Annotated in this window: 21 protein-coding genes, 1 other RNA gene and 1 pseudogene; 3 read left to right on the top strand and 20 right to left on the bottom strand. The window is 38.2% G+C overall.

Annotation, left to right across the window (positions count from 1 at the left end):
- Nucleotides 1–555, top strand: a pseudogene (locus ACILP5_RS10350) (lipid-A-disaccharide synthase); the annotation flags it as partial.
- Here ACILP5_RS10350 and ACILP5_RS10345 read toward each other — a convergent pair.
- From ACILP5_RS10345 to ACILP5_RS10310, 8 genes are all read right to left on the bottom strand, one after another.
- Nucleotides 522–1,103 carry a 1-acyl-sn-glycerol-3-phosphate acyltransferase gene (locus tag ACILP5_RS10345; RefSeq protein WP_395618574.1) on the bottom strand — a complete coding sequence of 194 codons (582 nt, stop codon included), beginning with the start codon at nt 1,101–1,103 and terminating at the stop codon, nt 522–524. The pseudogene ACILP5_RS10350 and the gene ACILP5_RS10345 overlap by 34 nt on opposite strands.
- Nucleotides 1,093–1,725, bottom strand: a complete 633-nt coding sequence (locus ACILP5_RS10340) for an HAD family hydrolase (RefSeq protein WP_395618573.1) — start codon at nt 1,723–1,725, stop codon at nt 1,093–1,095. The genes ACILP5_RS10345 and ACILP5_RS10340 overlap by 11 nt, the downstream gene beginning before the upstream one ends.
- A gap of 1 nt (nt 1,726) precedes the next feature.
- Nucleotides 1,727–2,683, bottom strand: coding sequence for an acetyl-CoA carboxylase carboxyltransferase subunit alpha (locus ACILP5_RS10335; RefSeq protein ID WP_395618572.1), 957 nt, complete (start codon nt 2,681–2,683; stop codon nt 1,727–1,729).
- Between the two features lie 29 nt (nt 2,684–2,712).
- The gene (locus ACILP5_RS10330) at nt 2,713–4,137 is read right to left on the bottom strand and encodes an MBL fold metallo-hydrolase RNA specificity domain-containing protein (RefSeq protein ID WP_395618571.1); all 1,425 of its coding nucleotides are present in this window, start codon (nt 4,135–4,137) and stop codon (nt 2,713–2,715) included.
- Nucleotides 4,138–4,205: 68 nt separating this feature from the next.
- Entirely contained in the window at nt 4,206–5,240 is a 1,035-nt protein-coding gene (locus ACILP5_RS10325) for a PmoA family protein (protein WP_395618570.1), read from the bottom strand.
- 70 nt (nt 5,241–5,310) lie between these two features.
- Entirely contained in the window at nt 5,311–6,987 is a 1,677-nt protein-coding gene (locus tag ACILP5_RS10320) for a RagB/SusD family nutrient uptake outer membrane protein (protein WP_395618569.1), read from the bottom strand.
- A 24-nt stretch (nt 6,988–7,011) separates the two neighbouring features.
- Nucleotides 7,012–10,038 (bottom strand): SusC/RagA family TonB-linked outer membrane protein, encoded by a 3,027-nt coding sequence (locus tag ACILP5_RS10315; RefSeq protein WP_395618568.1) that lies wholly within the window; start codon nt 10,036–10,038, stop codon nt 7,012–7,014.
- Between the two features lie 229 nt (nt 10,039–10,267).
- Nucleotides 10,268–10,837: an RNA polymerase sigma factor gene (locus tag ACILP5_RS10310; protein WP_395618567.1), complete on the bottom strand. Its 570-nt coding sequence runs from the start codon at nt 10,835–10,837 to the stop codon at nt 10,268–10,270.
- Nucleotides 10,838–11,078: 241 nt separating this feature from the next.
- On the opposite strand from ACILP5_RS10310, the gene ACILP5_RS10305 reads away from it, so the two are divergent.
- Complete coding sequence (locus ACILP5_RS10305) at nt 11,079–12,476, top strand: APC family permease (RefSeq protein WP_395618566.1); 1,398 nt, start codon at nt 11,079–11,081, stop codon at nt 12,474–12,476.
- On the opposite strand, the gene ACILP5_RS10300 is transcribed toward ACILP5_RS10305, so the two are convergent.
- The 10 genes from ACILP5_RS10300 to ACILP5_RS10255 all read right to left on the bottom strand — a co-directional run bounded on the left by ACILP5_RS10300 (nt 12,464) and on the right by ACILP5_RS10255 (nt 22,067).
- Nucleotides 12,464–13,366, bottom strand: coding sequence for an alpha/beta hydrolase (locus ACILP5_RS10300; protein WP_395618565.1), 903 nt, complete (start codon nt 13,364–13,366; stop codon nt 12,464–12,466). The two genes, ACILP5_RS10305 and ACILP5_RS10300, sit on opposite strands and share 13 nt — an antisense overlap.
- The gene (locus tag ACILP5_RS10295) at nt 13,363–14,277 is read right to left on the bottom strand and encodes an EamA family transporter (RefSeq protein ID WP_395618564.1); all 915 of its coding nucleotides are present in this window, start codon (nt 14,275–14,277) and stop codon (nt 13,363–13,365) included. Before ACILP5_RS10295 ends, ACILP5_RS10300 begins: the two co-directional genes overlap by 4 nt.
- Nucleotide 14,278: 1 nt before the next feature.
- Nucleotides 14,279–14,953: a tRNA (guanosine(37)-N1)-methyltransferase TrmD gene (gene trmD / locus ACILP5_RS10290; RefSeq protein WP_395618563.1), complete on the bottom strand. Its 675-nt coding sequence runs from the start codon at nt 14,951–14,953 to the stop codon at nt 14,279–14,281.
- Nucleotides 14,943–15,479 (bottom strand): ribosome maturation factor RimM, encoded by a 537-nt coding sequence (gene rimM / locus ACILP5_RS10285; RefSeq protein ID WP_395618562.1) that lies wholly within the window; start codon nt 15,477–15,479, stop codon nt 14,943–14,945. The genes trmD and rimM overlap by 11 nt, the downstream gene beginning before the upstream one ends.
- 63 nt (nt 15,480–15,542) lie before the next feature.
- Nucleotides 15,543–16,298 carry a 30S ribosomal protein S16 gene (locus ACILP5_RS10280; RefSeq protein ID WP_395618561.1) on the bottom strand — a complete coding sequence of 252 codons (756 nt, stop codon included), beginning with the start codon at nt 16,296–16,298 and terminating at the stop codon, nt 15,543–15,545.
- 90 nt (nt 16,299–16,388) lie between these two features.
- Nucleotides 16,389–16,743: RNase P RNA component class A (gene rnpB / locus ACILP5_RS10275), an RNA gene on the bottom strand.
- 21 nt (nt 16,744–16,764) lie between these two features.
- Nucleotides 16,765–18,021, bottom strand: coding sequence for a DUF4403 family protein (locus ACILP5_RS10270; protein ID WP_395618560.1), 1,257 nt, complete (start codon nt 18,019–18,021; stop codon nt 16,765–16,767).
- Nucleotides 18,022–18,082: 61 nt separating this feature from the next.
- Nucleotides 18,083–18,829 carry a 3-oxoacyl-[acyl-carrier-protein] reductase gene (fabG, locus tag ACILP5_RS10265; protein WP_395618559.1) on the bottom strand — a complete coding sequence of 249 codons (747 nt, stop codon included), beginning with the start codon at nt 18,827–18,829 and terminating at the stop codon, nt 18,083–18,085.
- A 1-nt stretch (nt 18,830) separates the two neighbouring features.
- On the bottom strand, nt 18,831–21,404 hold the full coding sequence (locus tag ACILP5_RS10260; RefSeq protein WP_395618558.1) for an ATP-dependent Clp protease ATP-binding subunit: 2,574 nt from the start codon (nt 21,402–21,404) through the stop codon (nt 18,831–18,833).
- A gap of 66 nt (nt 21,405–21,470) precedes the next feature.
- On the bottom strand, nt 21,471–22,067 hold the full coding sequence (locus tag ACILP5_RS10255) for a WbqC family protein (RefSeq protein ID WP_395618557.1): 597 nt from the start codon (nt 22,065–22,067) through the stop codon (nt 21,471–21,473).
- 51 nt (nt 22,068–22,118) lie between these two features.
- Between ACILP5_RS10255 and ACILP5_RS10250 the strand changes: the two genes are divergently transcribed.
- Nucleotides 22,119–23,003, top strand: a complete 885-nt coding sequence (locus ACILP5_RS10250; protein WP_395618556.1) for a lysophospholipid acyltransferase family protein — start codon at nt 22,119–22,121, stop codon at nt 23,001–23,003.
- On the opposite strand, the gene ACILP5_RS10245 is transcribed toward ACILP5_RS10250, so the two are convergent.
- Complete coding sequence (locus ACILP5_RS10245) at nt 23,000–23,623, bottom strand: L-threonylcarbamoyladenylate synthase (RefSeq protein WP_395618555.1); 624 nt, start codon at nt 23,621–23,623, stop codon at nt 23,000–23,002. The genes ACILP5_RS10250 and ACILP5_RS10245 overlap by 4 nt on opposite strands.
- Nucleotide 23,624: 1 nt before the next feature.
- On the bottom strand, nt 23,625–24,542 hold the full coding sequence (locus tag ACILP5_RS10240) for a YihY/virulence factor BrkB family protein (protein ID WP_395618554.1): 918 nt from the start codon (nt 24,540–24,542) through the stop codon (nt 23,625–23,627).
- Nucleotides 24,543–24,671 lie beyond the last annotated feature (129 nt).

Below are 24,671 nucleotides of genomic sequence, written 5' to 3'. Positions count from 1 at the left end.
TTTAAAGGTAAATCCTACATCGCCTTATTAGCTGGAAGTCGAAAACAGGAGATAAAAACCGCCTTACCCCTTTTTGAACAATTAGCTAGAGCAAATCCTGAAATAAACTTTGTCATCGCTGGAATTTCAGATTGGAAAGAGCTCTACCAAACATCGATACCTGTCTTATTCGATCAAACTTATGATATCGTACAGCAAGCTGAAATTGCCATTGTTACCTCTGGAACAGCTACTTTAGAGACAGCGCTATTAAATACACCTCAAATAGTGGTATACAAGACAGATTGGGTGTTTTATTCTTTGGCCAAAATCGTTATACAAATCAAGTATATCTCTCTAGTTAACATCATATTAGATAAACTAGCCGTGCCTGAATTAATCCAGGCAAAGTTCTCTGTAGATCACATGACAGCGTGGATGAAAGAACTTCTGACAAAAGGAAAAAAATATCAACAGCAAAAAGAAGACTATAAAACCCTACAAGATTTAGTGGGAAACGCTGGTGCTTCTAAAAAAACAGCTCAATTAATATATTCTGCTGCTTCTGCTAAGTAATTCCTAATCCAAGATTTTTGAACACCAGGTATCGTTTTGAAATAACGAGCAATCTCTATTTTATCTTTATTGAAATCACCTGTCGTATAAAAAGGTTCCCGAATTTTTATCTCCTTATTCACAAAGTCAAATCCGATCATAATCAAAGGCACTTTAGCTCCATCTGCTATATAATAGAAACCCGTTTTTAATTCTTGAACATCTTTACGTGTCCCCTCTGGCGCTAAAACAGCATAAAATGATTCCTTGGAATTATAAATATCTACTATCGAATCTACTAAGTTAGATTTAGTCCCTCTATTTACGGGATAACCTCCTAACCAAGTAAAAATTCCACCAAAAGGCCCATCAAACAATTCTCTTTTCCCCCAAAATAAAATAGGCATTCTCATTAATGAACGGGCACCTAATCCCACAATAAAATCTTTCCAAGTGGCATGTGGACAAACAATAACCAATGCTTTCTTTAAATCTTGAGGAACCACTCCTACTAATTTCCAGCCTGCAAGCTTAAATAAAACATCAAAAATGGGACTACTAACTAACATAGGTATCTAAAATTTCTTGTATTTGTATAAAAGTATGTTTGGGATCAATTAAATAAGAATCAATTCCAATGGATTTAGCTGAATTAATATTAGCGAGATTATCATCAAAAAACAAGACTTGTGAAGGCTCAAAACCTTGTTCCATTAAAACGCGATGGTAAATTGCTGGGTCAGGTTTGACCAAACCCATTTCAAAGGAATAATACACCTGATGAAACAAACTGAACAGATTTTCACCTGTTGGACCTAAAGAAACCTTAGTAAAACGCTCTGCGTGAATAGAACTCGTATTACTCAATAAAATAAGGTGATACGTAGATTGCAAGGAGACTATCCATTCATAAACTCCTGGATGAAAATCCAATAATAATGCTGAGAATGCCTCATCGAATTCAAGATCCGAAATAGTTAAATCTAGTCGTGAACGCAGAAATTCCCTAAATTCTACGTCAGATTGCTTCCCTGACTCATAGGGAACCCAAAGTTGATTTTCGATGATAACTGAGCCAATTTCCTCTTTATTTAAGCTAGAGTAAACTGAAAAGGCAGCATAAGTTTTATCTAAATCAATAGGTAATAAGACATTCCCTAAATCAAAGATAATCGCTTTAGGAGCTGCCATATTATTCAATAACCTCACCCATGGCACCAAACTTATCGATCCGCTGTGCGATACGGGTAGAAGGATCCAAAGCTGTAAGTATTGCTAGTTCCTTTTTAATTACTGCTTTTAGAGTAGCAGCAGCCTCTTCTGGATGAAGATGTGCTCCACCCAAAGGCTCAGGAATAATACCATCAATTAATTTATTGGCTAACATATCAGTAGCCGTTAATTTCAAGGCTTCAGCAGCTTGTTCTTTGTAATTCCAACTTCTCCACAAGATAGAGGAACAAGACTCGGGAGAAATCACGGAATACCACGTATTTTCCATCATTAAAACTCGATCTCCAACAGCAATGCCTAAAGCACCACCGGAAGCCCCTTCCCCAATAATGACACAGATCACAGGCACCTTCAGCATAAACATGTCCCGAATATTGCGAGCAATTGCTTCACCTTGACCTCTTTCTTCCGCCTCTAATCCAGGAAAAGCTCCAGGAGTATCAATTAAACACACAATCGGTTTATTAAATTTCTCCGCCATTTTCATCAATCGAAGCGCCTTGCGGTATCCTTCTGGATTAGGCATTCCAAAATTACGGTATTGACGTTCCTTAGTATTACGCCCTTTTTGCTGACCAATAAACATGACAGACAATTCACCATCAATCGTTCCAAAACCACCCACCATCGCTTTATCGTCTCCTACGTTTCGATCACCATGAATCTCAATAAATTCTTCACAGAGATGCTCAATGTAGTCAAATGTATAGGGACGGTCCGGATGCCGGGATAATTGAACACGCTGCCAACGCGTCAAATTAGAAAATGTTTCCTTTTTCAATTCTACAATCTTATCAGTCAAAGATGCCACAGTAGCTGTCACATCGACATTATTCTCTAAAGCAAGCTTTCGCATCTCAATCAATTTATCCTCTAATTCTGCGATAGGCTTTTCGAATTCCAATAATGTTTTCATAAGGCATAAATTTTAATACAAAAATAAAATTAAAGCTCGAAAGTCTCCTCCTTTTGGGGTAAAATAACTTCACTAAAACCCAATCCATTCAAAATAGAAGCGAACTCCAGCATACTTTCCTCTTCTCCATGAGAAAGGAAAATCTTTTTTAGTTTACTTGGTTTCTGCTGCTTAACAAAATCCAAAAGTCCTGTCTGATCAGCATGACCAGAAAATACATCAATCTTACGAATCTGGGCATTCACTTTATACTCTCTTTCCTTCACAACAATCATATCTGTTCCAGCTAATAATTGCCGTCCCAAAGTTCCTTCCGCAGTATATCCAATCAATAAAATCGTGGCATAGGTGTTCGAAATATTATCAGCAATGTGTTGTTCTACTCTACCTCCAGAAATCATTCCAGATGACGAAATAATGATGCAAGGTTCCCGGTAATCCTTAATAGCTCTACTTTCCTTTTCTGTCTGCAGAAATATCAAATTATCTACATCAAACAATTCATCATTTTCCCTGTGGAATTCTCGTGCTTCCGGATTTAAATAGGACAAATACTTAGAATAAATCTTCGTTGAACTACGGCCCATCGGACTATCCGTAAAAACACGAACTGCAGGAAAATTGCGTTCCTCAATCAGTTTATTAAGTGTATATAAGACAGCCTGAGTTCTTCCTACAGAAAAGGCAGGAATGACTAAACGACCAGGTCGATCAATACAGGTTTCTTTAATCACTCTTCCCAAAGCATCCATCGGACTTTCCTTGTCCTCATGAATACGGTTTCCATAGGTAGTTTCACAAATTAAATAGTCTACCTCAGGGAATGGCTGAGGATCAATGTGCAAAGGATAATTCGCTCGACCTATGTCCCCACTAAAACCGATTGTTTTAGTCTCCCCTTTCTCTGTAACAGAAATCAAAACGTGCGCGGCCCCTAATAGGTGACCAGCAGGCACAAACGTAATTTCTAAGCCTGGAAAAACAATAAACTTGCGATTGAATTGTAAGGTCACAAAATTATCCATCGCGTTCTCCACATCTCTTTGAAGATATAGATCTCCCTTACGAAGTAAGCGATCCATTTGTTTGTGCTTCTTGCGACTATCACCTTGTGCAGCTTTTAAACGACGCAGGTGTAAGCTTGCTGAATCCATCAACAATAACTCTGCTAAATCCGCCGTGGGAGGAGTGCACAGTATTTGTCCCTCATAACCCTCTCGGTACAACATAGGAATGTTACCTGAGTGATCAATGTGTGCATGGGTAAGTATCACTAAATTGATTAGTGAAGCATCGAAAGGAAAAAATGATTTATGCTCTACGGGTTCATCGAAGTCGAGCTTTCGCTCCATGTCCGTACCACAATCGATTAATATTTGATAGCCGTCTTCCAATTGCAGCAAGAACATACTTCCTGTCACTTGTCTAGCGGCTCCTAAAAAGGATAATTGCATAGAATAAAGAAAATAGGGGCTACAAGAGCCCCCTTTACCTTACAAAAATAAGAGTATTTTCTTAAATATTACTTCACAGAAGCGAATTCCGCTTGAATTTTGTCTAATTCTTCCTTAGAATTTAAACGATCAGAAATGAGCGTGCGGTATTTAAAAGTAACGGATTCCCCCTTCTTCAATGTTAAATTACGCTCATCCTTACCATTACTGAACACCTTGGCTCCTAATGGATTCACAGCAAACAATCCATAACCTCTTGCATGCCAATAGCTTGGATAAGATACATTAGTCGGATGGTCGAAAATAGTAACTGAAATAGGATGATTATCCATTTCTCCGTGCAAATTCATCCATTTAGCACGCGTACTCCAAACAGCCTCCCCTTTCACTCCTTCAGAACTCAAATAGTCACCACTTACACCCGTATTATCCATTACAGGTACTTTCGTTTCTACGCCGTGCGCATCCGTAAAGACATCCGGTTTATTAGATGGAATTTCTAATTGACGGGCTACTCGTATAGCAAACATACCATCCTTCACATCTTTAAATAAAACCTGATCAGCTATAGCAGTCAAGGTTGTAATGCGATCCACTGTTCTTGAATCAGCAGTACCAGAAAATATATAAGTTGTTTTTTCTGACAATACTTTTTGACCTTTACCATCATTATCAATCCATTCAGCCGATACGACTAATGTTCCTGATTTCGCATCTTGTTTTACAATAGAAGTGTGAACAATCGTTCCCATTTTGTGATTCTGTAAGGAGGCGATGATATTAGTAGAATTATTCCAATAGTCAAAACCATTCACATCCTCATAATTTAACCACATACCTACATGATGTGGATGATCTACACGCTCACCAGCGCGCGGAGCCATAGGATAACCACGGGTAATAGTAGTTCCTTTAGCCGAAATCAATGGAAACAAAACCGCTTTCTTTAAAACATCCTGTCCAGGAAAAAAATAAGAAGTAAAAGGCTTACCTCCTATCAAAACGTCCACAGATGTCTTACCATTTTTAAAGCTCACTGGTAAGTTTTGTGCTAAAGAAGCAAAACCATAAAGGCCTAAAAACAATGTAAATAGCTTTTTCATAATGCTTATTAAATAAAATTCCGAAGACCTAGAGGCCTTCGGAATTTAAAGTTAAGAGATTATTTTAATCTTAATAACCAGGATTTTGTGGGAATGCATCCTTACCACCTTCCACTCTATCTATTTGAGTTTGAGGAATAGGTCTCAATACATGGTGTGCTTTGATATTAGGAGCAGCCTGAGGATTATGAGCCTTAACGCGCTCAATTATATTACCCCAACGCGCTAAATCAAACCAACGAGATTGCTCTCCTAGCATCTCACGCTCACGCTCGTCCATAACGAAATCAACATTCAACTGACTAGCAGTAATTAACATAGCTGACTCCTTACCTGGCCATGCCGCACGGCGACGAACTACATTATAGGTTGTAACAGCATCATTAACTGCTCCAGAGAAGAACTGAGCCTCTGCTAACATTAAATAGGTATCAGCTAAACGGAAAGCAATAAAATCACGACCACCTTCAAATTGTGTACGGTCTACACGTCCACCATCAAAGTGCTTATTGATAGCTAAGAATATACGCTCATCATAACGTGAAGGAACTAATACCTGATATTTCTTCTTTGCTCTCTCAGCTAAAGGCATTTCAACACCTGGTAAGAAAATAGCCGTGTCGCCTAACGCAAATGTTACTGATGGTTTAGACAAATCAAAGCTAGTAGAATAAGTACCCGGCTTATTTGATAGATAGGTGTCTTTAAAAGTCTTCTTGTAACGACTATCATTCTCTCTATCCTTGAATAATACATCTAAAGTATACTTAGTAGGCATATAACGCTTGAATGGGCGACCATTCTCTGTATCACGTTGCATACCAGGTAATACGTCATATTCCATACCAAAGAAAACGTGCGCATTATTACCACCGGCATTTGTTAATGGATCACGCGTATACTGGATAGACCAGATTACCTCACCATTCATTTCATTACCTTGTTTATGCACATCTGCAAAATTAGGTAATAAACTCATACCGTAATTTGAGATAACGTTCTTCAAACTTGTAATTGCTTTTGAATAGTCGTCGCCAGCTTTAGCAGACGAAGTAGCCTTAGTCAAATACACACGACCTAATAAATGCTCAGCACCTGCACGTGTGATACGGCCATATTCAGTAGAACGCGCTTTATTCTCTAAATCAGGTAAAGCCTCAGTTAAATCTTTAACAATTTGAGCATACATTTCAGCTATAGTAGCTCTTTTCGCAACCTTCGTAGGAGCTATCGTTTCCGTCGTACGTAAATCTACACCACCAAATAATTGAGTTAAAATAAAATAGTGATGTGCACGAATAAACTTAGCTTCAGCTACACGCTGCTTTTTAACAGCATCTGTTAAACCTGTTACTTTAGGAGCACGCTCAATAATGGCATTACACGTATTGATACCTTGATAAAAATCATTCCAAACTTCTGAAACTTGACCATTACGCGTATCAAAGTCAGTCGTATACGTATTCATAAACTTCCAACTACCGTCTGCTCCATTCTGATAAGAATCCGTACCAAAGACCGTCAAGTTCATACCACGCTCGGTACCATACCAAGAACGCATAGTGGAATATGCAGCACTAGTTGCATCGTTCAAACCTTTCGCTGTATTAATGTAATCATTACCAACACGCGAAACCACCTCTTCTGTTAACAAATCATTACATGATTGAGTACCTAAAGCAACTACTCCAATCAAACTAATATTTGCTAAAACTCTTAATTTTCTAAAAATTTTAAAGCTTTTCATATCTGTACTATTTAATTAATTTGATTAAAATTTAAGATTCAAACCAAAGGTTGTTACGCTTGTAGCAGGTGATACGTTCGCATTAACCTCACCACCACCAACACCTTGTTCTCCGTCCACAAAAGTCTCAGGATCGATACCTTTGTATTTTTGACGATACTCAGCCAAAATTAACGGTTGTTGAATACTAGCAAAAATACGTACACTTTGCATCTTCAACTTCTTAGCCACATCATCAGGTAAATTATAACCGATATTGATGTTACGAATCTTAAAGAATGAACCTTCAAAGTAGGTTAATGCACTACCGTTCTTAGGGAACTCTTGCGTAACAACCGGCTGAGGGAAATCATTTGTTAAATTATTGGGGGTCCAATAGTTCAGGTTTAAGTTATTATAACGACCTGCTAACTGGTTCACATTGTCATGGAAACGGCTACGAATTAATTGTCCTACACGTGCAAAAACAAAGAAAGAAAGATCAAACCCTTTGTAAGAGAAACGGTTTGTCAAACCAGCTGTGAAAGATGGAACGGCTGATCCTAAGATCTGACGGTCATCCGCATTAATCTTACCATCCTTATTGAAATCTTCTACTTTAATTTGTCCTACTTTATCTCCATACGCTCTTGCAGCATCTGCCTCCCACGGCTGCCAGATTCCAATCTTCTTGTAATCAAAGAATACACTTAAGGGCTGACCGATAAAACGACCTGCACCCACATCATCCACCTTACCATTCGCTAAGGAAATGATTGATTCTCTATTACGGTTAAAGATAAAATCTGATGTCCACTGGAATCCGCCACGGTCAACATTTACGGTGTTAATTGTTAATTCAATACCCGTATTTTGTGTCTCACCAACGTTTGTAGTAAATCCACCAAAACCAATGGAATTAGGTAGAGGCTGCGGAGCTAACAAATTCGTAGTTCTAGTCACATAATATTCAGCAGAACCTGAAACCTTACCACGGAAGAAACTAAAATCTAAACCAGCATTAGAGGTGGTAGACGTTTCCCAACGTAAATCTGGGTTTCCAATTGTATTTGGACGATATCCATAGGCTGCCGTATTATCCCATGCATAAGCAGTACGACCTAACAAAGCTTGTGTTTGATAAGGAGTAATCGCTTGGTTACCAATCGCTCCCCAGGAAGCACGTAATTTTAATTGATCGATTTCTGTGATGCTCTTAATAAAAGGCTCTTCAGATAGATTCCAACCTAACGCAAATGAAGGGAAAATACCGAATTTAGTGTTAGCACCAAAACGAGATGAACCGTCCATACGTACTGTAGCTGTAAATAAGTACTTCTCTTTATAGTCATAGTTTACACGACCCATATAAGAAAGTAAAGTCCATTCAATTAAATCAGTGTTAGCACCTGTAATCTGATTAGCATCACCTAAGCGATGATAAGAAGCAGATTCTACTGGAATACCATTCACTGAAATAGAAGTACGCTCATCACGATCACGCTGAATGGATTGTAAACCAGTTAAGCTCAAATTGTGAACATCTTTAAATTTCTTGTTGTAAGTAATGATATTTTCCAATGTCCAGTTGAACAAGAATTGCTCATTAATACTACCTGTAGCATTACCACCACGGTTATTATTAGTGAATGCACCGATGAAACGACCAGCTCTACCTACTGTTAAGTCTGGACCAAAGTTAACACGGTACTTCAGGCCCTTAGCAATATCCCACTCACCAAATAAGCTATTAAAAGTTCTGTAACGCTTATTCTCATCCACATTCGCACCTTCAACTAACTCAGAGAATGGATTAGTACGTAAACCATCGTTAGTAGGTAAAAATACTAGGTTACCATCTTTATCATAAGGCTCCCCTAAAGGATTCTCTTGCATAGCACCGCCTAATACGTTTAAATTTTCACCATTACGAATTGAATTAACAATCAAAGTCGATAAACCAATTTTGATTTTATCATTAATCTTATGATCTAAGTTAACACGGAAAGTGTATCGCGAAAAATCTTGTGTTTTAACCACACCAATATCTTGGAAGAAGTTACCAGAGATATTAAAGGTAGTCTTCTCACTACCACCAGATACTGAAACTTGGTGACTCTGAATAGCACCCGTACGCAACATTCCAGCAACATAATCAGTCGAACGACCCGTAGCAATACTAGCTAATTCACGTGGCTCAAAGATTTTAGCATCTTCTGCAGCCGTCGCAGCACCTAATGTATACTGACCTACCGCCCGACGAGACTCACGCTTATACTCAGCAAATTGAGCTCCGTTCATTACACCAATTGTACCTAATTCTTGATTGAAACCATAATAAGAATCAACTGACACAACGGTAGAACCCGCCTTTCCACGCTTAGTAGTAATGATAACAACACCATTCGCACCACGAGAACCATAAATAGCGGTAGCAGATGCATCCTTTAATACTTCCATAGAAACTATATCATTCGGGTTGATATCATCAATACCACTTGATAAAGGAATTCCATCCACTACATATAATGGATCATTGGATGCGTTAAATGAACGTCTACCACGAATACGGATTTGAGGTCCAGCACCTGGCTTAGAACCTGGTTGAACTACGTCCACACCTGCCGCTCTGCCTTGTAAGGCTTGACGCGCATTTGTAATGGGTAATTCTTGAATCTGCTTAGCACCTACAGAAGAAATAGCACCAGTCATTTGACTCTTCTTTTGAGTACCATAACCTACTACGACTACTTCTTTCAAAGACTTCGTATCTGCAGCTAAAGTAACATCAACCTGTGATCTTGTTCCAACAGTAACATCTTGGGTTAAATAACCAACAGATGTAATTGTTAAAACTGCAGATCCTGAAACAGTAATCTTGTAATTTCCATCTACATCTGTAGCAGTACCTTTAGTAGTTCCTTTTACAGCTACACTGGCACCTGGAATTCCTAAACCATCCTCTGATGAGGTCACTTTACCTGAGATCGTCCGATCTTGGGCAAAAATTTGAATACTCAATAGCAGCAATAAACCACTAAAAAGCACCTTGGAAAGTAATTTTTTTCTCATAGGTTAATTAAAATTAAGTTGTTTGCAAAGTCATTTGGATCCTATCCCACAAGGCTTTGCTTTCTTGTTGGGACAGTCTTAAGGGTTTAATTGGGTACTTATTTACTATTTTTAATCTCTTAATCCAGCTCATTTTTTTTGGTAACATTTCAATCTTAATTAAGATTATATACCTATAAAGCAGGATAATTATAAATTTTACTCAAATATATCCTATAATAATTAATATTTAAAAAGCATATTCTTTTTTGGACATATGATCTTTCATTACTCTAAGGGCCCCAAAAAGTAAATTATATACTGACTGTGGGTTAATATTCATTTGCTCTGAAATTTGATCCGTATCCAGATTTTTAAAATATTTTAAGGTAATGGCTTCTCTTTGGCGTTTACTTAACTTCTCTAAGCTCTTGTACATAGAAGTATGAGACATCCTCTCCTCCTCCACCATAATCAATTGCCTTTCCGGAGAGGGCATATCCTCCATAAACTGATATTGATACGAATCGTGGTGATTTAAATTCTTTAATTGAGTTTCTAACTGACGAACAATTTTCCGCTTGATGGAAGCCATCAAATAAAATTTTACACTTGTCGTGGGACCTAAACTCGCGTGATTTTTCCAAATCTCTACAAATAGATCATGTAAACAATCCTTAATTAAATCCTTATCACTTGTAATACCCATGCAGTAAGTATACAAAGGTTGAACAAAATGTGAATACAAGGTGGCAAAAGCCTTTTGGTCCCCAGATCTAAATTGATCCCAAATTTCAACTTCATTAATGGACTTTTTCATAAATCAATCTAAAATTGTACAATAGCTATATGAATTATAAATGGTCATATATCAAGTGTGGGAATATAGAAGATAATTGTATAAAAAATCAAAGAAAATATTTAATTTTTTTCCGTAAACGTTTACGGAAACGTTTACATTAAAAAAAACTTAAAAAGACTTCACCTAAATCAGAAATATTAATCGTTTCTTTGAATTCGTGATGAAAATCAGGAATTGTATTTAATCAATAAACACCTATATGAATAAAAAATTAAACACCTTGGATGCCTCTATGCTCGTCATGGGTTCCATGATCGGATCGGGTATCTTTTTAGTCAGTTCTGAAGTGGCTAGATCCGTGGGCTCCCCTATTTATTGGATAGGAACATGGCTGTTAACAGCCTTCCTAACCATTACCGGTGCTTTTGCCTATGGTAAATTGAGTTCAGTTTTCCCTAAAACGGGAGGACAATACATATATCTAAAGGAATCGTATAATTCTCTTATTGGATTCTTGTTCGGTTGGACCACCTTTTTAGTTATTCAAACAGGTACAATTGCTGCAGTTGCAGTCGCTTTTGCCCGTTATGCAGGCTTTATCTTTCCTGGTATTTTGAATGACACTCCTTTGGTCGGTGATTTTATCACCACACAACAAATTTTAGCGGCCTCTCTCATTGCACTATTAACTTTTATTAATAGTAAAGGCGTTCAGTTTGCCTCCTTAGTTCAAAATATCTTTACCATCACTAAAATAGGCGCCATTATCATCCTAGTCGTTATAGGTTTATACGTGGGTGTTCAAAATGAATGGATACACTTTGAAGGATTCTTCGCCGAGCCGTTTACCATTGATAGTACAACAAATACATCCCATTCCATAGGTGGCTGGGAATTAACTTCTTTATTTGGGGTAGCCATGATCGGGCCCTTATTCTCTTCGTCCGCTTGGAATAATGTTACTTTTGCTAGTGCTGATTTTGAGGATCCAAAGAAGACGATTGCCAAAGGTCTAGTCTATGGTTCAGCGCTCGTATGCTTGTTATATTTACTAACAAATATGGCCTATTTGAGCATTTTGCCATTGAAGGGTGAAGCAGATGGAATCAATAGTTATGCACGTGGAATTATGTTTGCCACTCAAGATCGATTAGGAGCAGCAGCCTTAGAAACCGTTTTAGGTGGAATAGGTGCTTTAGTAATGGCCGTTTTTATTATGATTTCAACCTTTGGATGCAATAACGGTATCATCTTAGCTGGTGGGCGCTTATTTCAAGCCATGGCAAATGATCGTTTATTCTTTAAGAAAGCAGCTGAAACGAATGAAAAAGACGTTCCTGTATATTCGTTAGGTATTCAGGGACTTTGGGCCATCTTATTGTGTTTCTCTGGATCTTATGGTGCCTTATTAGACTTCACCGTCTTTGCTATCTTAATTTTCTACTTCCTAACTGTAGCTTCCGTGTTTAAAACACGAATCATGCAAAATGAATTACCTGTTTTACAAAAGGTACTATTCAGTGGCTACTTACTTTTGTTAGTTGGAATTGCAGGCAACCTATTGTGGGTAAAAACACTCTCCTCTTCCATAGGACTAGGAATCGTTCTTCTAGGTATTCCCTTTTACTTTGTCATGAAGAAAACTCAAAGCAATTGATTTGCTTTTAACCAAGTTGTTAAACGATCGAACCACAAGTCCCCACTTGTGGTTTTATTGTTTAGTCCAAAACCATGACCACCTTTCGCATATACATGCAAATCCACAGGCACTTTATTAGCTGTTAAACGTTCAGCATAAATTAAGGAATTTTTTAAAGGTACCGCCATATCATCGGCAGCGTGAACTAAGAATGCTTTGGGTGTTTGGGCATTTACTTGTTCTTCATTTGAAAACAAGGCTAATTCCTCTTCCGTCGGATTCTTTCCTAAAAGACTTAGAGAACTTCCACCGTGACCGAAGGGTCTAACCGAAATAACAGGGTATAATAAAATAGAGAAGTCTGGTCTAAGATTTACTCCAGCATGAATACCCGTATAATCTTTATTGAAATGAGTGGATGCTGTTGCAGCTAAATGACCTCCGGCAGAAAAGCCCATAATCCCTACTTTGGCAGGATCAATATTCCATTTTGTTGCATTAGTACGAACCAGCGCAATCGCCGACTGAGCATCTTGCAAAGGAGCGTATTTCTTTTCAATTTGAGCGGAATCCTCTGGTAAGCGATAACACAATACCAAAGCAGAAACACCTATCTCATTGAATTTAGCTGCAATATCGTAACCTTCATGTGATGAGGCTAAAATACGGTAACCTCCACCCGGACAAATGATCACACAAGTACGTGGTTCTTTTGAGATAGCCGCAGGAAAGAATCGATAAGTGGGTATAGATACTTTAGAGATTCGTTCTATTCCGTCTTTACCTTTAACAGCAGATTGCTTATTAACTACTGGCTTAGAATTGGGAACCCCAGCGGGATATAAAGGAGTAAAATCTTGAGCCATTAAAGAGGTTGTAAAAAACAAAGCAAGTAAAATCTTTTTCATGAGGTTGAGGTCTTTTCAGTAGTAATTAACAAGACAGCTGATAAAATCAAACTACTTGCGAACAACAATATACTACTTAAAGACTCTCCAAGGATAATATTACCTAAAAATAAGGCAATTATAGGGTTCACATACGTATAAGTAGATACCAAAGTTGCATCCAACGCTTTAGATAAATAACCAAATAATCCAAAACCCAACATAGAGCCAATCAACGCTAAATAAACAAACACATAAATGGCTTTTGCTGGTAAATCAGTCAATACGACTGTTTGCGCATCCCCTCTAAATAAAGCTATTCCGAGCAGAATAAGACCTCCAAATGTCATTTGAATGCCACAAACTTGCGTAAAATGATACGTATTCGCCTTCATAAACTGAATATAAAATACGCCAACATTCCAAGCTAAAACAGCTACTAATAAGAAACCCATACCTTTGTAAAAGTCAATTTCCCTTCCGGGTATCGCTAAGTTCTTTTGAGAGGCTAACAAAATAATTCCTACAAACCCGATTAAGGTTCCCAATAATTTTCGATTGCTCGGCTTCCTTCCTGATATCCAAAACAATAACACTAATAACAAAGGACCAAATGCCATGAAAACCGAGGATAATCCAGACGGGATGGTTAAGCCGGCCAAGGCCATAAAACCGTTACCTAAAGTAATCAACAAAATACCCGCTAAGAGGTGTACTTTCCAATGTTCAAAAGTGAGACTTTTCCAATGACCGCCTAAAATAGACCAAGCTAAAAACAGAATCCCAGCTACTAAATTTCTTGAAAATGAGATAACCAATGGGGGTAAATAGTCCAAAAGAATTCGAACACTCAAAAAAGTACTTCCCCAAATAAGGTACAAGCCTCCCAGCGCTAACATTGTAACAAGCGAAATGGATTCTTTTTTGTTCATCTTAATCTAATAAATCAGGTCTTCTAGTCTGCGTACGTAATACAGCTTGCTCGTGTCGCCACTCTTCAATCCTCTTTTCATGACCTGACAAAAGCACTTCAGGTACGTCCATACCATCAAAACTAGCAGGACGTGTATAAACAGGAGGTGCTAACAATCCATCTTGAAAGGAATCAGTTAATGCAGAACTTTCGTCCCCTATCGCCCCTGGAATCAGGCGAATAATCGCATCAGCAGTAACAGCAGCAGCTAGTTCGCCACCCGATAATACGTAATCACCAATCGAAATCTCTTTCGTTACATACTTCTCTCGTATACGTTCGTCGATTCCTTTGTAATGACCACAAATAAATAGCAGATTCTCTCCAAGGCTCAATTGGTTCACTAAACCTTGTTTTAAAACGATGCCATCAGGACTAAAATAGATGATCTCATTATACGAGCGTTTAGCTTTTAAGGTTTCAATGCATTTTGCCAAAGGCTCCACCGACATCACCATTCCTGCTCCACCCCCAAACGGATAATCATCCACTTGTTTGTGCTTCTTTTCTGAATAATCGTGTAGATCATGAAATACGACTTCCACTAGCCCTGCTTTAGCCGCACGCGCGCAAATAGAATGCTCAAAAAAGCTATTCATCAAAGCTGGAACTACTGAAATAATATCAATCCGCATCCTCTTGGGTATAAACTTCTAACAAACCATCAGGCAGAATACTATGAACAATTTGGTTCTTCTTATCCACTTTAGGGATAATCGCATCAATTAAAGGTATCAAGACTTCGTGATTTTGATAAATCATCACCACCACATCTTGAGCCCCCGTACTATAAATCTCCTTTACAGTCCCTAAATCACCTAAATTTTTATCTACAACCTGATAGCCAATTACTTCATGGTAATAATACTGATCGTCTTTTAATTGAGGTAAAGCTGATAAAGGTAGGAATACCTTTAAACCAACTAACTCTTTCGTGGCATCCAAAGAATCAATACCTTCCAACGTAATCAAATTCAAGTTATCCCGAATCTGAATATCTTCTACAAAATAAGGAACTATTTCATTTCCTTGTTGCAAAAAGATTGCATCTAAATCTTCATACTCATAGGGATCATCAACATCTAAATAGAGATGAAAAGCACCTTTTAAACCATGCGGCTTAGAAAGTGTGCCCAATTCGAAATATTCAGTCTTTGCCATAGGTACAAAAAAAATCATACAAACTTGAGAACAAATTTGTATGATTTTAAATGAAATCAAAAATTATTCAGCTGCTGGGGCCTCTTCTGCTGCTTCTTCTGCTGCTGGAGCTTCTTCTGCTGCATCTTCAGCCGCTGGAGCCTCTTCTGCTGCTTCCTCAGCCGCTGGAGCCTCTTCTGCTGCTGGAGCTTCTGCTGCTGGAGCTTCTTCAACTGCTGCTTCTTCAGCTACCTCAGCTACAACTGTTTCTTCAACTGCTGCAGGAGCCTCAGCTACTACCTCGTCAACTTCAACACCAGTCGCTTCTTCTTCCGCTTCGTTGATAGCTTCTACTACGCTAGCTACTAAAGCTTCTTCAGCTACTTTATTTTTTGCTGCAATATTATCAGCACGAGTGCTAGATACTTTTGCCTCAGCCTCTAAACGAGCCGCTTTAGACTTCGCTTTCGATTGCTGCAATGTACTTGCTTTCGTTTGAATAGATATCTCTTTCGCTGCTTTCCAAGCTTCGAACTTCGCATCAGCTTGTTCTTGCGTGATAGCACCTTTGTTCACACCTACTTGTAAGTGTTTCGCATACATAATTCCTTTGTAAGAAAGGATTGCACGAACTGTGTCAGTTGGCTGAGCACCGTTCAATACCCATAGGATTGCTTGTTTCTCGTTTAAAACGACAGTTGCTGGGTTGGTGTTAGGGTTGTATGTTCCGATTTTTTCTACAAAACGTCCGTCACGTGGTGCACGAGCATCCGCAACTACTACATCGAACATTGCTAACTTTTTGCGTCCGCGACGCGCTAATCTGATTTTAACAGCCATTATACATGGGTTTATGAGGGATCTCGTCCCTCGGGTTTATAAATAGTCTGCAAAATTAAACTATTTTGCTTTCATTTCAAACAAAGAAATAGAGAAAATAAACCGATAAGCCGAATTCTGTCGATAGTTACCCACCGTCCTATCATTTATCTTCGATAAACATCACTGTTTATCTGTAGCAATCTACCCACTAGCATCGGACGAGCCACCCTTTTGCCTTGCGGCAGCTAGCCTATTTGATCTTGCAACGCGTGAGGTTTACCTATGCCTGTTTTGTCACCAAACCAGCGGTGGGCTCTTACCCCACCTTTTCACCCTTACCCGAAGGCGGTTATTTTCTGTGGCACTTGCTGTAGAATCCGAAGATTCCCCTTCCAGTTAGGAAGCACACTGCTCTATGTTGTTCGGACTTTCCTCTTTAAAAAGCGATAGGATAGTCTATTTTCTCTGGGGCAAAGGTAAGATTTTATTTGGCCAAAGACCAATTCCCTTCAAATGCTCCCTCAATTAACACCGAACTACTATCAAAATAGATCTTTTGAAAACGAACTCGGCCATTTTTTACTAATGTAATCGAACTAGGAAGTCGAGATAGAATCAGAGACGGCTTAAACCGAAAAGCCGAGGCTTGTGCCTGTAATTTGCGTTGAATATTGCTCTTAAAAAGGGAAGCTGGAAAAGATAAGCCCTGAAGACGTGTCTCTTTTAATTGAATACCGACAGAATTATCCGGATAGATTACGAAATCAAAATCTACCTCTAACTTAGAAGACTTCCCTTTAAATTGAACTAATTGAAAACCTAAACCCTCCTTTTGGAATACGAAAGAACCTACACCTTTTAAGGAAGTATTAAATGATTTAATTTGATCGATCAATTCCGGACCAGTCATTTGAAATTGAAAAGGAAGTGTAGGTGTAGCCACACCTGGTAAATCTTTTACCGGAATGAAAAATGGCTTCACATTGTCTTGACCAGAAACCACTTTAAATCCTCCAAAATACCTCAACTGACCTTTAATTCCAGTTTGCTCAAAAGATAAATTACGCAAATCTAATGCGGAGGTTGCAGCCGGTTCAAACCGGTACCCAGCTGGAGACTCTGAAATTAAGGATTGTAATGAAAAGGGTTTCGAAACGGTATTTCTAATCGAAGCATTCAGTTGCTCTTGCATTTGAGCCAAAATCAATGCTTTCTTTTGATTCAATAACTGATCTACTAACCCTGAGACATTCACCGGAAATCCCATCACCTTAACCGAGGGTTTTTGAATCCATTCATAGTCATAGGCAACCTCCTTTACTTGCAAAGAACTCAAATTAGCTAGATTCAACTTCAGCTGAACCTGCATCGCTAAATCACCTGTGACTAGGCCCGCAGATATACCGGCTAACTCTGGTTTTGCAGACATTCGAACAGGTAAGGAAAGACTAATATGGTCTTTTTGAAGGGCTTTTAATTGTATAGGCGCTAATAATCGCACATCTAATGGGAAATCAATAGCAGAAGAAGCGGAGGAATTTTGATAAAGTAGAGAACCTGCTTTCAATTGACTAAGCGCCAATAAACTATCATAAGATAGAGAAAAATCAATTGTGGTTAAGCCCGGTTTTATAGCCGGAAAACGATCCACATACACTGACTTATCAGCAATCTGTACAGGAAGTACAGACTTAGCACAAGAGCTTAAGAAAACCAGCAGAAAAAATAGATAAATCCTCATAAAAAAAGAGACCTCAATCTTAAACGTAAAGACTGAGGTCTAACTGTGCTTAAATTATAAACTAGGTTAACAAACCTCCATTTACTGAAATAACTTGGCCTGTAACGTAAGAGGACATGTCTGAACCTAAGAATAAACAAACATCAGCTACTTCCGTCGCCTGCCCTCCCCTTTTCATAGGAATCGCTTTTGTCCACTCTTCAATCGCCGCCTCATTTAATTCTTCCGTCATCTCTGTTTCGATAAATCCAGGAGCAATGGCATTGCAACGAATATTACGAGAGCCTAATTCAAGGGCCACAGACTTTGTAAATCCTATAATACCCGCTTTTGAAGCTGCGTAATTTGATTGACCCGCATTACCTTTAATTCCAACAATCGAAGTCATGTTGATAATGGATCCAGATCTAGCCTTCATCATTGGCTTAGTAACCGCCTTTGTCAAATTAAAAATTGACTTTAAGTTCACGCGAATGACCTCATCCCATTGTTCCTCTGACATACGCATTAATAAACCATCACGCGTAATTCCTGCATTGTTAATTAATATGTCAATCGTTCCAAAATCAGCTAACACATCCTCCACTAATTTTTCTGATTCAGTGTAAGAAGATGCATCTGAACGATATCCTTTGGCTGTAATACCAAATGCTGCTAATTCTTGTTCTAATGCTTGTCCCTTCTCTACAGAAGATAAATACGTGAAAGCCACGTAAGCGCCAGCCTTGGCAAATGTAGTCGCAATAGCCCGACCGATACCTCGTGAGGCTCCTGTCACTAAAACGACCTTATTTTGTACTAATGACATATTATTTTTTTTGTTTGGTTAATTCTTTTCTTGTTTTTCTAGCCAAAGTCAAGGCATCAGCACCCTCCTCAAAATCCGCCACAATGTACTCTCCTTCTGCTAAAGCCCCTTTCAATATTTCTTCAGCTAACGCATCTTCTAAATATTTCTGAATCGCACGATTCAATGGTCTAGCACCATATTGTGGATCATACCCTTTATCCGCCATAAAATCCTTTGCCTTCTCCGTTAATTCCACTTCGAAACCAAGGTTTGATAAACGTGTTTTCAGCTTAGTTAACATCAAATCAATGATTTGATGAATAGCAGGGCGCTCTAAAGAATTAAATACAATTATATCATCCAAGCGATTAATAAATTCTGGTGCAAATGCCTTTTTCAACGCATTTTGAATGGTGGTCTTAGCATATTCATCCAGGTTGTCCACTTTCGATTTAGTCGAGAAACCGATACCCGATCCAAAATCCTTCAAATCACGCGCACCAATATTCGATGTCATAATGATAATCGTATTTCTAAAATCAACACGACGACCTAAACCATCCGTCAAAATACCATCATCTAATACTTGTAATAACAAGTTAAAGACATCTGGGTGCGCTTTTTCAATTTCATCTAACAATACGACAGCATACGGCTTACGACGAATTTTCTCCGTTAACTGACCACCTTCTTCATAACCCACGTAGCCCGGAGGCGCTCCTACTAAGCGAGATACACTAAATTTCTCCATGTACTCACTCATATCGATACGGACCAAAGCATCCTCTTTGTCAAATAAATAAGTAGCTAAAACTTTTGCCATCTCCGTCTTTCCTACCCCTGTAGGGCCTAAAAAGATAAAAGAACCAATCGGTTTCTTCGGGTCTTTTAAGCCCACTCGCGTACGTTGAATAGCTTTTACTAATTTTTTAATCGCATCTGGTTGACCAATCACTTGCTTCGAAAGCTGCTCATCCATCTGTAATAATTTCTCACCCTCTTTCGCCGCTACCCGATTAACTGGAATACCAGTCATCTGAGCGATAACCTCAGCCACATGTTCTTCTGTAACCGTAAATTTCTGCTTCTTAGAATCCTCTTCCCAAGCTGCCTTGGACTGCTCTAATTGATCGATTAATTTTTTCTCTCTATCGCGTAATTGAGCCGCTTCCTCGTATTTTTGAGACTTAACCACTTGGTTCTTCTCTTTTTTAACAATTTCGATTTGGTTCTCTAATGCAACGATATCTTCTGGAACATTGATATTCGAAATGTGTACACGAGCCCCTACTTCATCTAATACATCAATCGCCTTATCTGGTAAGAAACGATCTGAAATATAGCGATCAGATAATTTAACAGCTGAAATAATCGATTCCTCTGTATAGATTACATGGTGGTGATCTTCGTATTTATCTTTGATGTTGTGAAGAATCTCAATGGTTTCATCCACCGTCGTAGCATCTACCATCACGGTTTGGAAACGACGTGCTAATGCACCATCTTTCTCAATATATTGACGGTATTCATCTAACGTAGTAGCTCCAATCACTTGGATATCTCCACGTGCTAAAGATGGTTTAAACATATTGGAAGCATCTAAAGACCCAGATGCTCCACCTGCTCCCACAATGGTATGTAATTCGTCAATGAACAAAATTACATCCGTAGACTTCTCTAATTCATTCATAACCGCCTTCATACGCTCTTCGAATTGACCACGGTACTTTGTGCCTGCCACTAAAGAAGCGATATCAAGCGTCACTACTCGTTTTCCAAAAAGCACCCGAGAAACCTTCTTTTGCACTATGCGTAAGGCTAAGCCTTCCGCTATGGCCGTTTTTCCCACACCGGGCTCTCCAATTAAAATAGGATTATTTTTCTTACGACGTGACAAAATCTGAGCAACACGCTCAATCTCTTTCTCACGACCTACAATAGGATCTAGTTTCCCATTTTCCGCAATCTTAGTTAGATCACGACCGAAATTGTCTAAGACAGGGGTTTTACTCTTCTCTCCAGGTTTTGACCCTGTTGTACTTCCAGCACCTGCTCCACCTGTAGACCCAGAACCAGCACTATACAAACGAGAATCATCATCATTATCATCTGTATCTGAACTGGCCTTCGGATTTGCTCCTTGGCCATTGCCTGATTGAAATTCCACCATTTCCTTAATTAAATCGTAGTATACTTGGTATTTTTCCAAAATCTGAGTTGCCACATTATCTTCATCACGCAAAACAGCCATCAATAAATGATCTGTTTCTACCACATTTGTTTTGAAATACTTGGCTTCTAAATAAGTCAAACGCAATACTTTCTCTGCTTGCTTTGTTAAAGGAATATTTAACATATTTTCCCGATCAAAAGTAGAACGCGTTGTAGAAGCGGTAGAATGCTCTATACTCTGGCGTAATGAATCCAAAGAAACACCTGAACGCAATAATAAGTCAATGCCTGGCCCTTGTCCATCCCGAATCATCCCTAACATCAAATGTTCAGTACCGATATAATCGTGACCTAAACGCAATGCCTCTTCTCGAGCTAACGAGATGACTTCCTTCACTTTATTCGAAAATTTAGCCTCCATATCGTTCTATTTATTTCGTTCAATTTAAATGCATAAACCGCGTATGCCCCTAAATTGTTCCCTTTTTTATGTTAAAAAAGTCAAAGACTCCTTACCATGATTCATCAATAAATCCAAAACCGAAAGATTAGGAACAAATTCAGTTCCAAAACATTGGCGATAAGATTTATTTTGATAGAATGAACGCGTTGTCCAGTCTTTCTTTGCACTTATTTGATCATATTCACTTGTTTCTGCCTTAACTCCGAACTCTAAAGTCTTCTCATAAACGAGAGGTACATCTATAATTCGATAAACAAAACTCAAAAGATCAATATTTAAATCTACTAAAAAAAACCTTTTTTTTGCAAAAATTTGATCTAAATATGGCTTAAAATATTCAAAATACGGTGCATTCCCATATGCCGCTTGAAAAGCACCTTGATGTTGCTTTATCCAATTTTGGGAATAATCAATCTTAGTGTCTTTTGTTTTCGTCTTCTGACCAGAAGTGTGAATAACAGGAACTGTTAATCGTTCTACCCCATTTGCTCCTAATATCAGACAACGATTCCGATAGGTCTGCTTCGGGAAATTCTCCTCTACCTCGAAAAGTAAAGTCGGATGCTGAAGCAAAAGTGACATGTATTCTAAACTAGGCAAATAATGCGTCTCAATGTGCATTCCCAAAAATTAATCGGATATTTGTACAATTAAAGAACAAAGATAATAAGAATGAAAGTGTCTCCTCTATTTCTATACAAACTAATTGGAAGATTACCCTTACCTGTGCTTTATGGCTTCGCTACATTCTGTGCCAATCTATTCTATTATTTTATTCCTTACAGGAAAAAAGTTATCCAAACTAATTTAAAAAAATCATTTCCTGAAGCCACAGAAAAAGAGTTAAACAACTTACTCTACCGTTTTTATGGCTATTTAACAGATCAATTAGTCGAGTTTTTGAAAGGTGCTTCGATAACAAAAGACGAAATTTTAGCGTGTTACGAAATTAGAAATGAAGAAATAGTAACCGATTTTCTAAACAAAGGAATTCCCGTCATTTTGGTTGCTGGACACCAGGGTAATTGGGAATGGGCAATTCATAGATTAGCTTTAACCAATAACATTTACGATATAATTTATCAAAAACTCAACAATCCATTATTCAATGAATTTACAAGCCAGGTGCGTTCCCGTTTTGGGAATATCCATTTAATAGAGAAAAAAGAATCTATCTTGTTAACTCGCGAACGAAAAGATATTCCACGCGCTGTTTGTTTAGCAGCTGACCAAGCACCTCAAAAACCCGAAAGTGCCTATTGGACAACATTTCTACATCAAGATACTGCCTTCTTTACAGGGATGGAACGTTTTGCACGCGAATACAATTATCCCGTTATTTTTGCTGAGGCTGTACGTACTAAAAGAGGGAAATATACTTTAACCTATGAATTAATTGCCAATGTGCCTTTTGAAGAGTTGCCTCGCGGGGAAATTATCGAACGATTTGCACGAAGACTTGAAAAATCAATTAATGATTATCCGGAACAGTACTTATGGTCCCATAGACGCTGGAAACATACAAAACCAGATAAGTTAAACGTTAAATGGTCTTAATTAAAATCAGTGCAATCACCGGCACCCTCACGGACGATTTCAAATGAATCATCCAATATTTCGACCACACTAGAGGGTATATAACCCGAAAAACCTCCGTCAAGAACTAAATCAACCGCATGTCCCCATCGATCCATAATTAAGCTGGGATCAGTATATTCTTCCACTTCTAAATCAACGTGAGGTAAAGAGGTCGTCAGTATTGGTGATCCTACTAATTCAACAATCGACAGAATAGGACCATAATCTGGAATACGTATACCTACTGTCTTCTTTCCTTGCACTAAAATAGAAGGTACTTTAGAACTTGCTGGCAATACAAAGGTAAAGGCTCCAGGAAGGTATCGTTTTAAGGTTTTAAAGGCGAAATCGGATACTTTGGCATAATTCGAAATCGAACTTAAATCCGAACAAATAAAGGAGAATCGATTCTTAGAGGCCTGAATACCCTTAATTTCACAAATTCGATTCACAGCTTTCGTTGAATTGATGTGGCACCCTAAAGCATACATCGTGTCCGTCTTGTAAATAATGACTGCATCCTTATCTAAAGCTTTAACAATCAACTCTAAAGTCGCTTGACTGTTATTCTTATCATAAAGCCGGATGAGTTCTGCCATATTATTCGAAAAAATAATCTGTTTCAGCTTCCTCTTTTTCCTCTTTTACTTGATCAATACTAGCATTAATTTCGAATCCTACTAGTAAAATCAAGGCAATAAAATACAACCAAACCATCAAGGCAATCAACGATCCTATCGAACCATACACCTTATTATAACTCGCAAAATTAACTAGGTAATACGAGAACAAATTCGTTACTAGAATGGTCAAAATAGAGGCTGTAATTGATCCAGCATTAAAAAACTTCCAACGTTTCGTGATAGCTGGAGCGTAATAATAGATAATCGAGATAGTCAAAAAGAAAATCGCGAAAATGAGGAAATACGTCAGAATATTTAGCATGTAGAAATTGAAATCATAATCAATTAGCCCCTTACCTTTCAAATAACCGATTACTAATTTCCCTACAATAAAGACAGAGAATGCCGTAATCAAGACGAAGGTCAACAAGAAATTCAATGAAACTGCAATCACACGCTCCTTCAAAATCCCTCGATTCTCTTTCGTTTTATAGGTTAAATTAAACGAACGAATAAGAGCTTGAATACCACTAGTGGAAGCATAAAGCGCAAATAAAAATCCAAAAGATAAAACTCCTCCGGATTTTTTTCGAATCAAATCTAAAAGCAATTCGGTAAAATCTTTCTGCAGGTTTTTAGGGATGGATGACTTTAAAAAGTTCACCATTTTAATATCAAAATTATCCACCGGAATGTAGGCCAGCAGAGAGAATAGAAAGATAATCGTAGGGAAAACAGCTAATGTAAAATTGTAAGCAACCGCAGCAGCACGAACATCTATATCAAAATGAAATATCTTTCGATACAAAATCGTAAGAATACGTGCTAAAACATAGTGTTCCTCACAATCTTTCCAAAACAATCTAATCTCACGCAGAACCCTTCTAATCATCATTTCTATGTTTCAAAATAGCTGAAATCAACCATTCAGGTGCCTTAACTATCTTTTTTGAGACTAAATCCATAAAGACTAAAGTCGTCTTTCCTTCATGTAATAAGTCATCACTTTGATTAAAAACTTTAT

The organism is Aquirufa sp., from assembly GCF_044239315.1.
In the GTDB taxonomy this organism is placed as follows: Bacteria; Bacteroidota; Bacteroidia; order Cytophagales; family Spirosomataceae; genus Aquirufa.
This window is presented reverse-complemented; position numbering and strand designations above follow the sequence as displayed.

Excerpts from the sequence above, each read along its gene's own strand:
- ACILP5_RS10315 (WP_395618568.1), bottom strand. The coding sequence starts at position 10,038 with ATGAGAAAAAAATTACTTTCCAAGGTGCTTTTTAGTGGTTTATTGCTG.
- ACILP5_RS10340 (WP_395618573.1), bottom strand. The coding sequence starts at position 1,725 with ATGGCAGCTCCTAAAGCGATTATCTTTGATTTAGGGAATGTCTTATTA.
- ACILP5_RS10330 (WP_395618571.1), bottom strand. The coding sequence starts at position 4,137 with ATGCAATTATCCTTTTTAGGAGCCGCTAGACAAGTGACAGGAAGTATG.
- ACILP5_RS10335 (WP_395618572.1), bottom strand. The coding sequence starts at position 2,683 with ATGAAAACATTATTGGAATTCGAAAAGCCTATCGCAGAATTAGAGGAT.
- fabG (WP_395618559.1), bottom strand. The coding sequence starts at position 18,829 with ATGTCATTAGTACAAAATAAGGTCGTTTTAGTGACAGGAGCCTCACGA.
- ACILP5_RS10255 (WP_395618557.1), bottom strand. The coding sequence starts at position 22,067 with ATGCACATTGAGACGCATTATTTGCCTAGTTTAGAATACATGTCACTT.
- ACILP5_RS10300 (WP_395618565.1), bottom strand. The coding sequence starts at position 13,366 with ATGAAAAAGATTTTACTTGCTTTGTTTTTTACAACCTCTTTAATGGCT.
- trmD (WP_395618563.1), bottom strand. The coding sequence starts at position 14,953 with ATGCGGATTGATATTATTTCAGTAGTTCCAGCTTTGATGAATAGCTTT.
- ACILP5_RS10260 (WP_395618558.1), bottom strand. The coding sequence starts at position 21,404 with ATGGAGGCTAAATTTTCGAATAAAGTGAAGGAAGTCATCTCGTTAGCT.
- ACILP5_RS10270 (WP_395618560.1), bottom strand. The coding sequence starts at position 18,021 with ATGAGGATTTATCTATTTTTTCTGCTGGTTTTCTTAAGCTCTTGTGCT.
- ACILP5_RS10245 (WP_395618555.1), bottom strand. The coding sequence starts at position 23,623 with ATGGCAGAACTCATCCGGCTTTATGATAAGAATAACAGTCAAGCGACT.
- ACILP5_RS10320 (WP_395618569.1), bottom strand. The coding sequence starts at position 6,987 with ATGAAAAGCTTTAAAATTTTTAGAAAATTAAGAGTTTTAGCAAATATT.
- ACILP5_RS10305 (WP_395618566.1), top strand. The coding sequence starts at position 11,079 with ATGAATAAAAAATTAAACACCTTGGATGCCTCTATGCTCGTCATGGGT.
- ACILP5_RS10325 (WP_395618570.1), bottom strand. The coding sequence starts at position 5,240 with ATGAAAAAGCTATTTACATTGTTTTTAGGCCTTTATGGTTTTGCTTCT.
- ACILP5_RS10310 (WP_395618567.1), bottom strand. The coding sequence starts at position 10,837 with ATGAAAAAGTCCATTAATGAAGTTGAAATTTGGGATCAATTTAGATCT.
- ACILP5_RS10345 (WP_395618574.1), bottom strand. The coding sequence starts at position 1,103 with ATGTTAGTTAGTAGTCCCATTTTTGATGTTTTATTTAAGCTTGCAGGC.
- ACILP5_RS10280 (WP_395618561.1), bottom strand. The coding sequence starts at position 16,298 with ATGGCTGTTAAAATCAGATTAGCGCGTCGCGGACGCAAAAAGTTAGCA.
- ACILP5_RS10295 (WP_395618564.1), bottom strand. The coding sequence starts at position 14,277 with ATGAACAAAAAAGAATCCATTTCGCTTGTTACAATGTTAGCGCTGGGA.
- ACILP5_RS10240 (WP_395618554.1), bottom strand. The coding sequence starts at position 24,542 with ATGATGATTAGAAGGGTTCTGCGTGAGATTAGATTGTTTTGGAAAGAT.
- rimM (WP_395618562.1), bottom strand. The coding sequence starts at position 15,479 with ATGGCAAAGACTGAATATTTCGAATTGGGCACACTTTCTAAGCCGCAT.
- ACILP5_RS10250 (WP_395618556.1), top strand. The coding sequence starts at position 22,119 with ATGAAAGTGTCTCCTCTATTTCTATACAAACTAATTGGAAGATTACCC.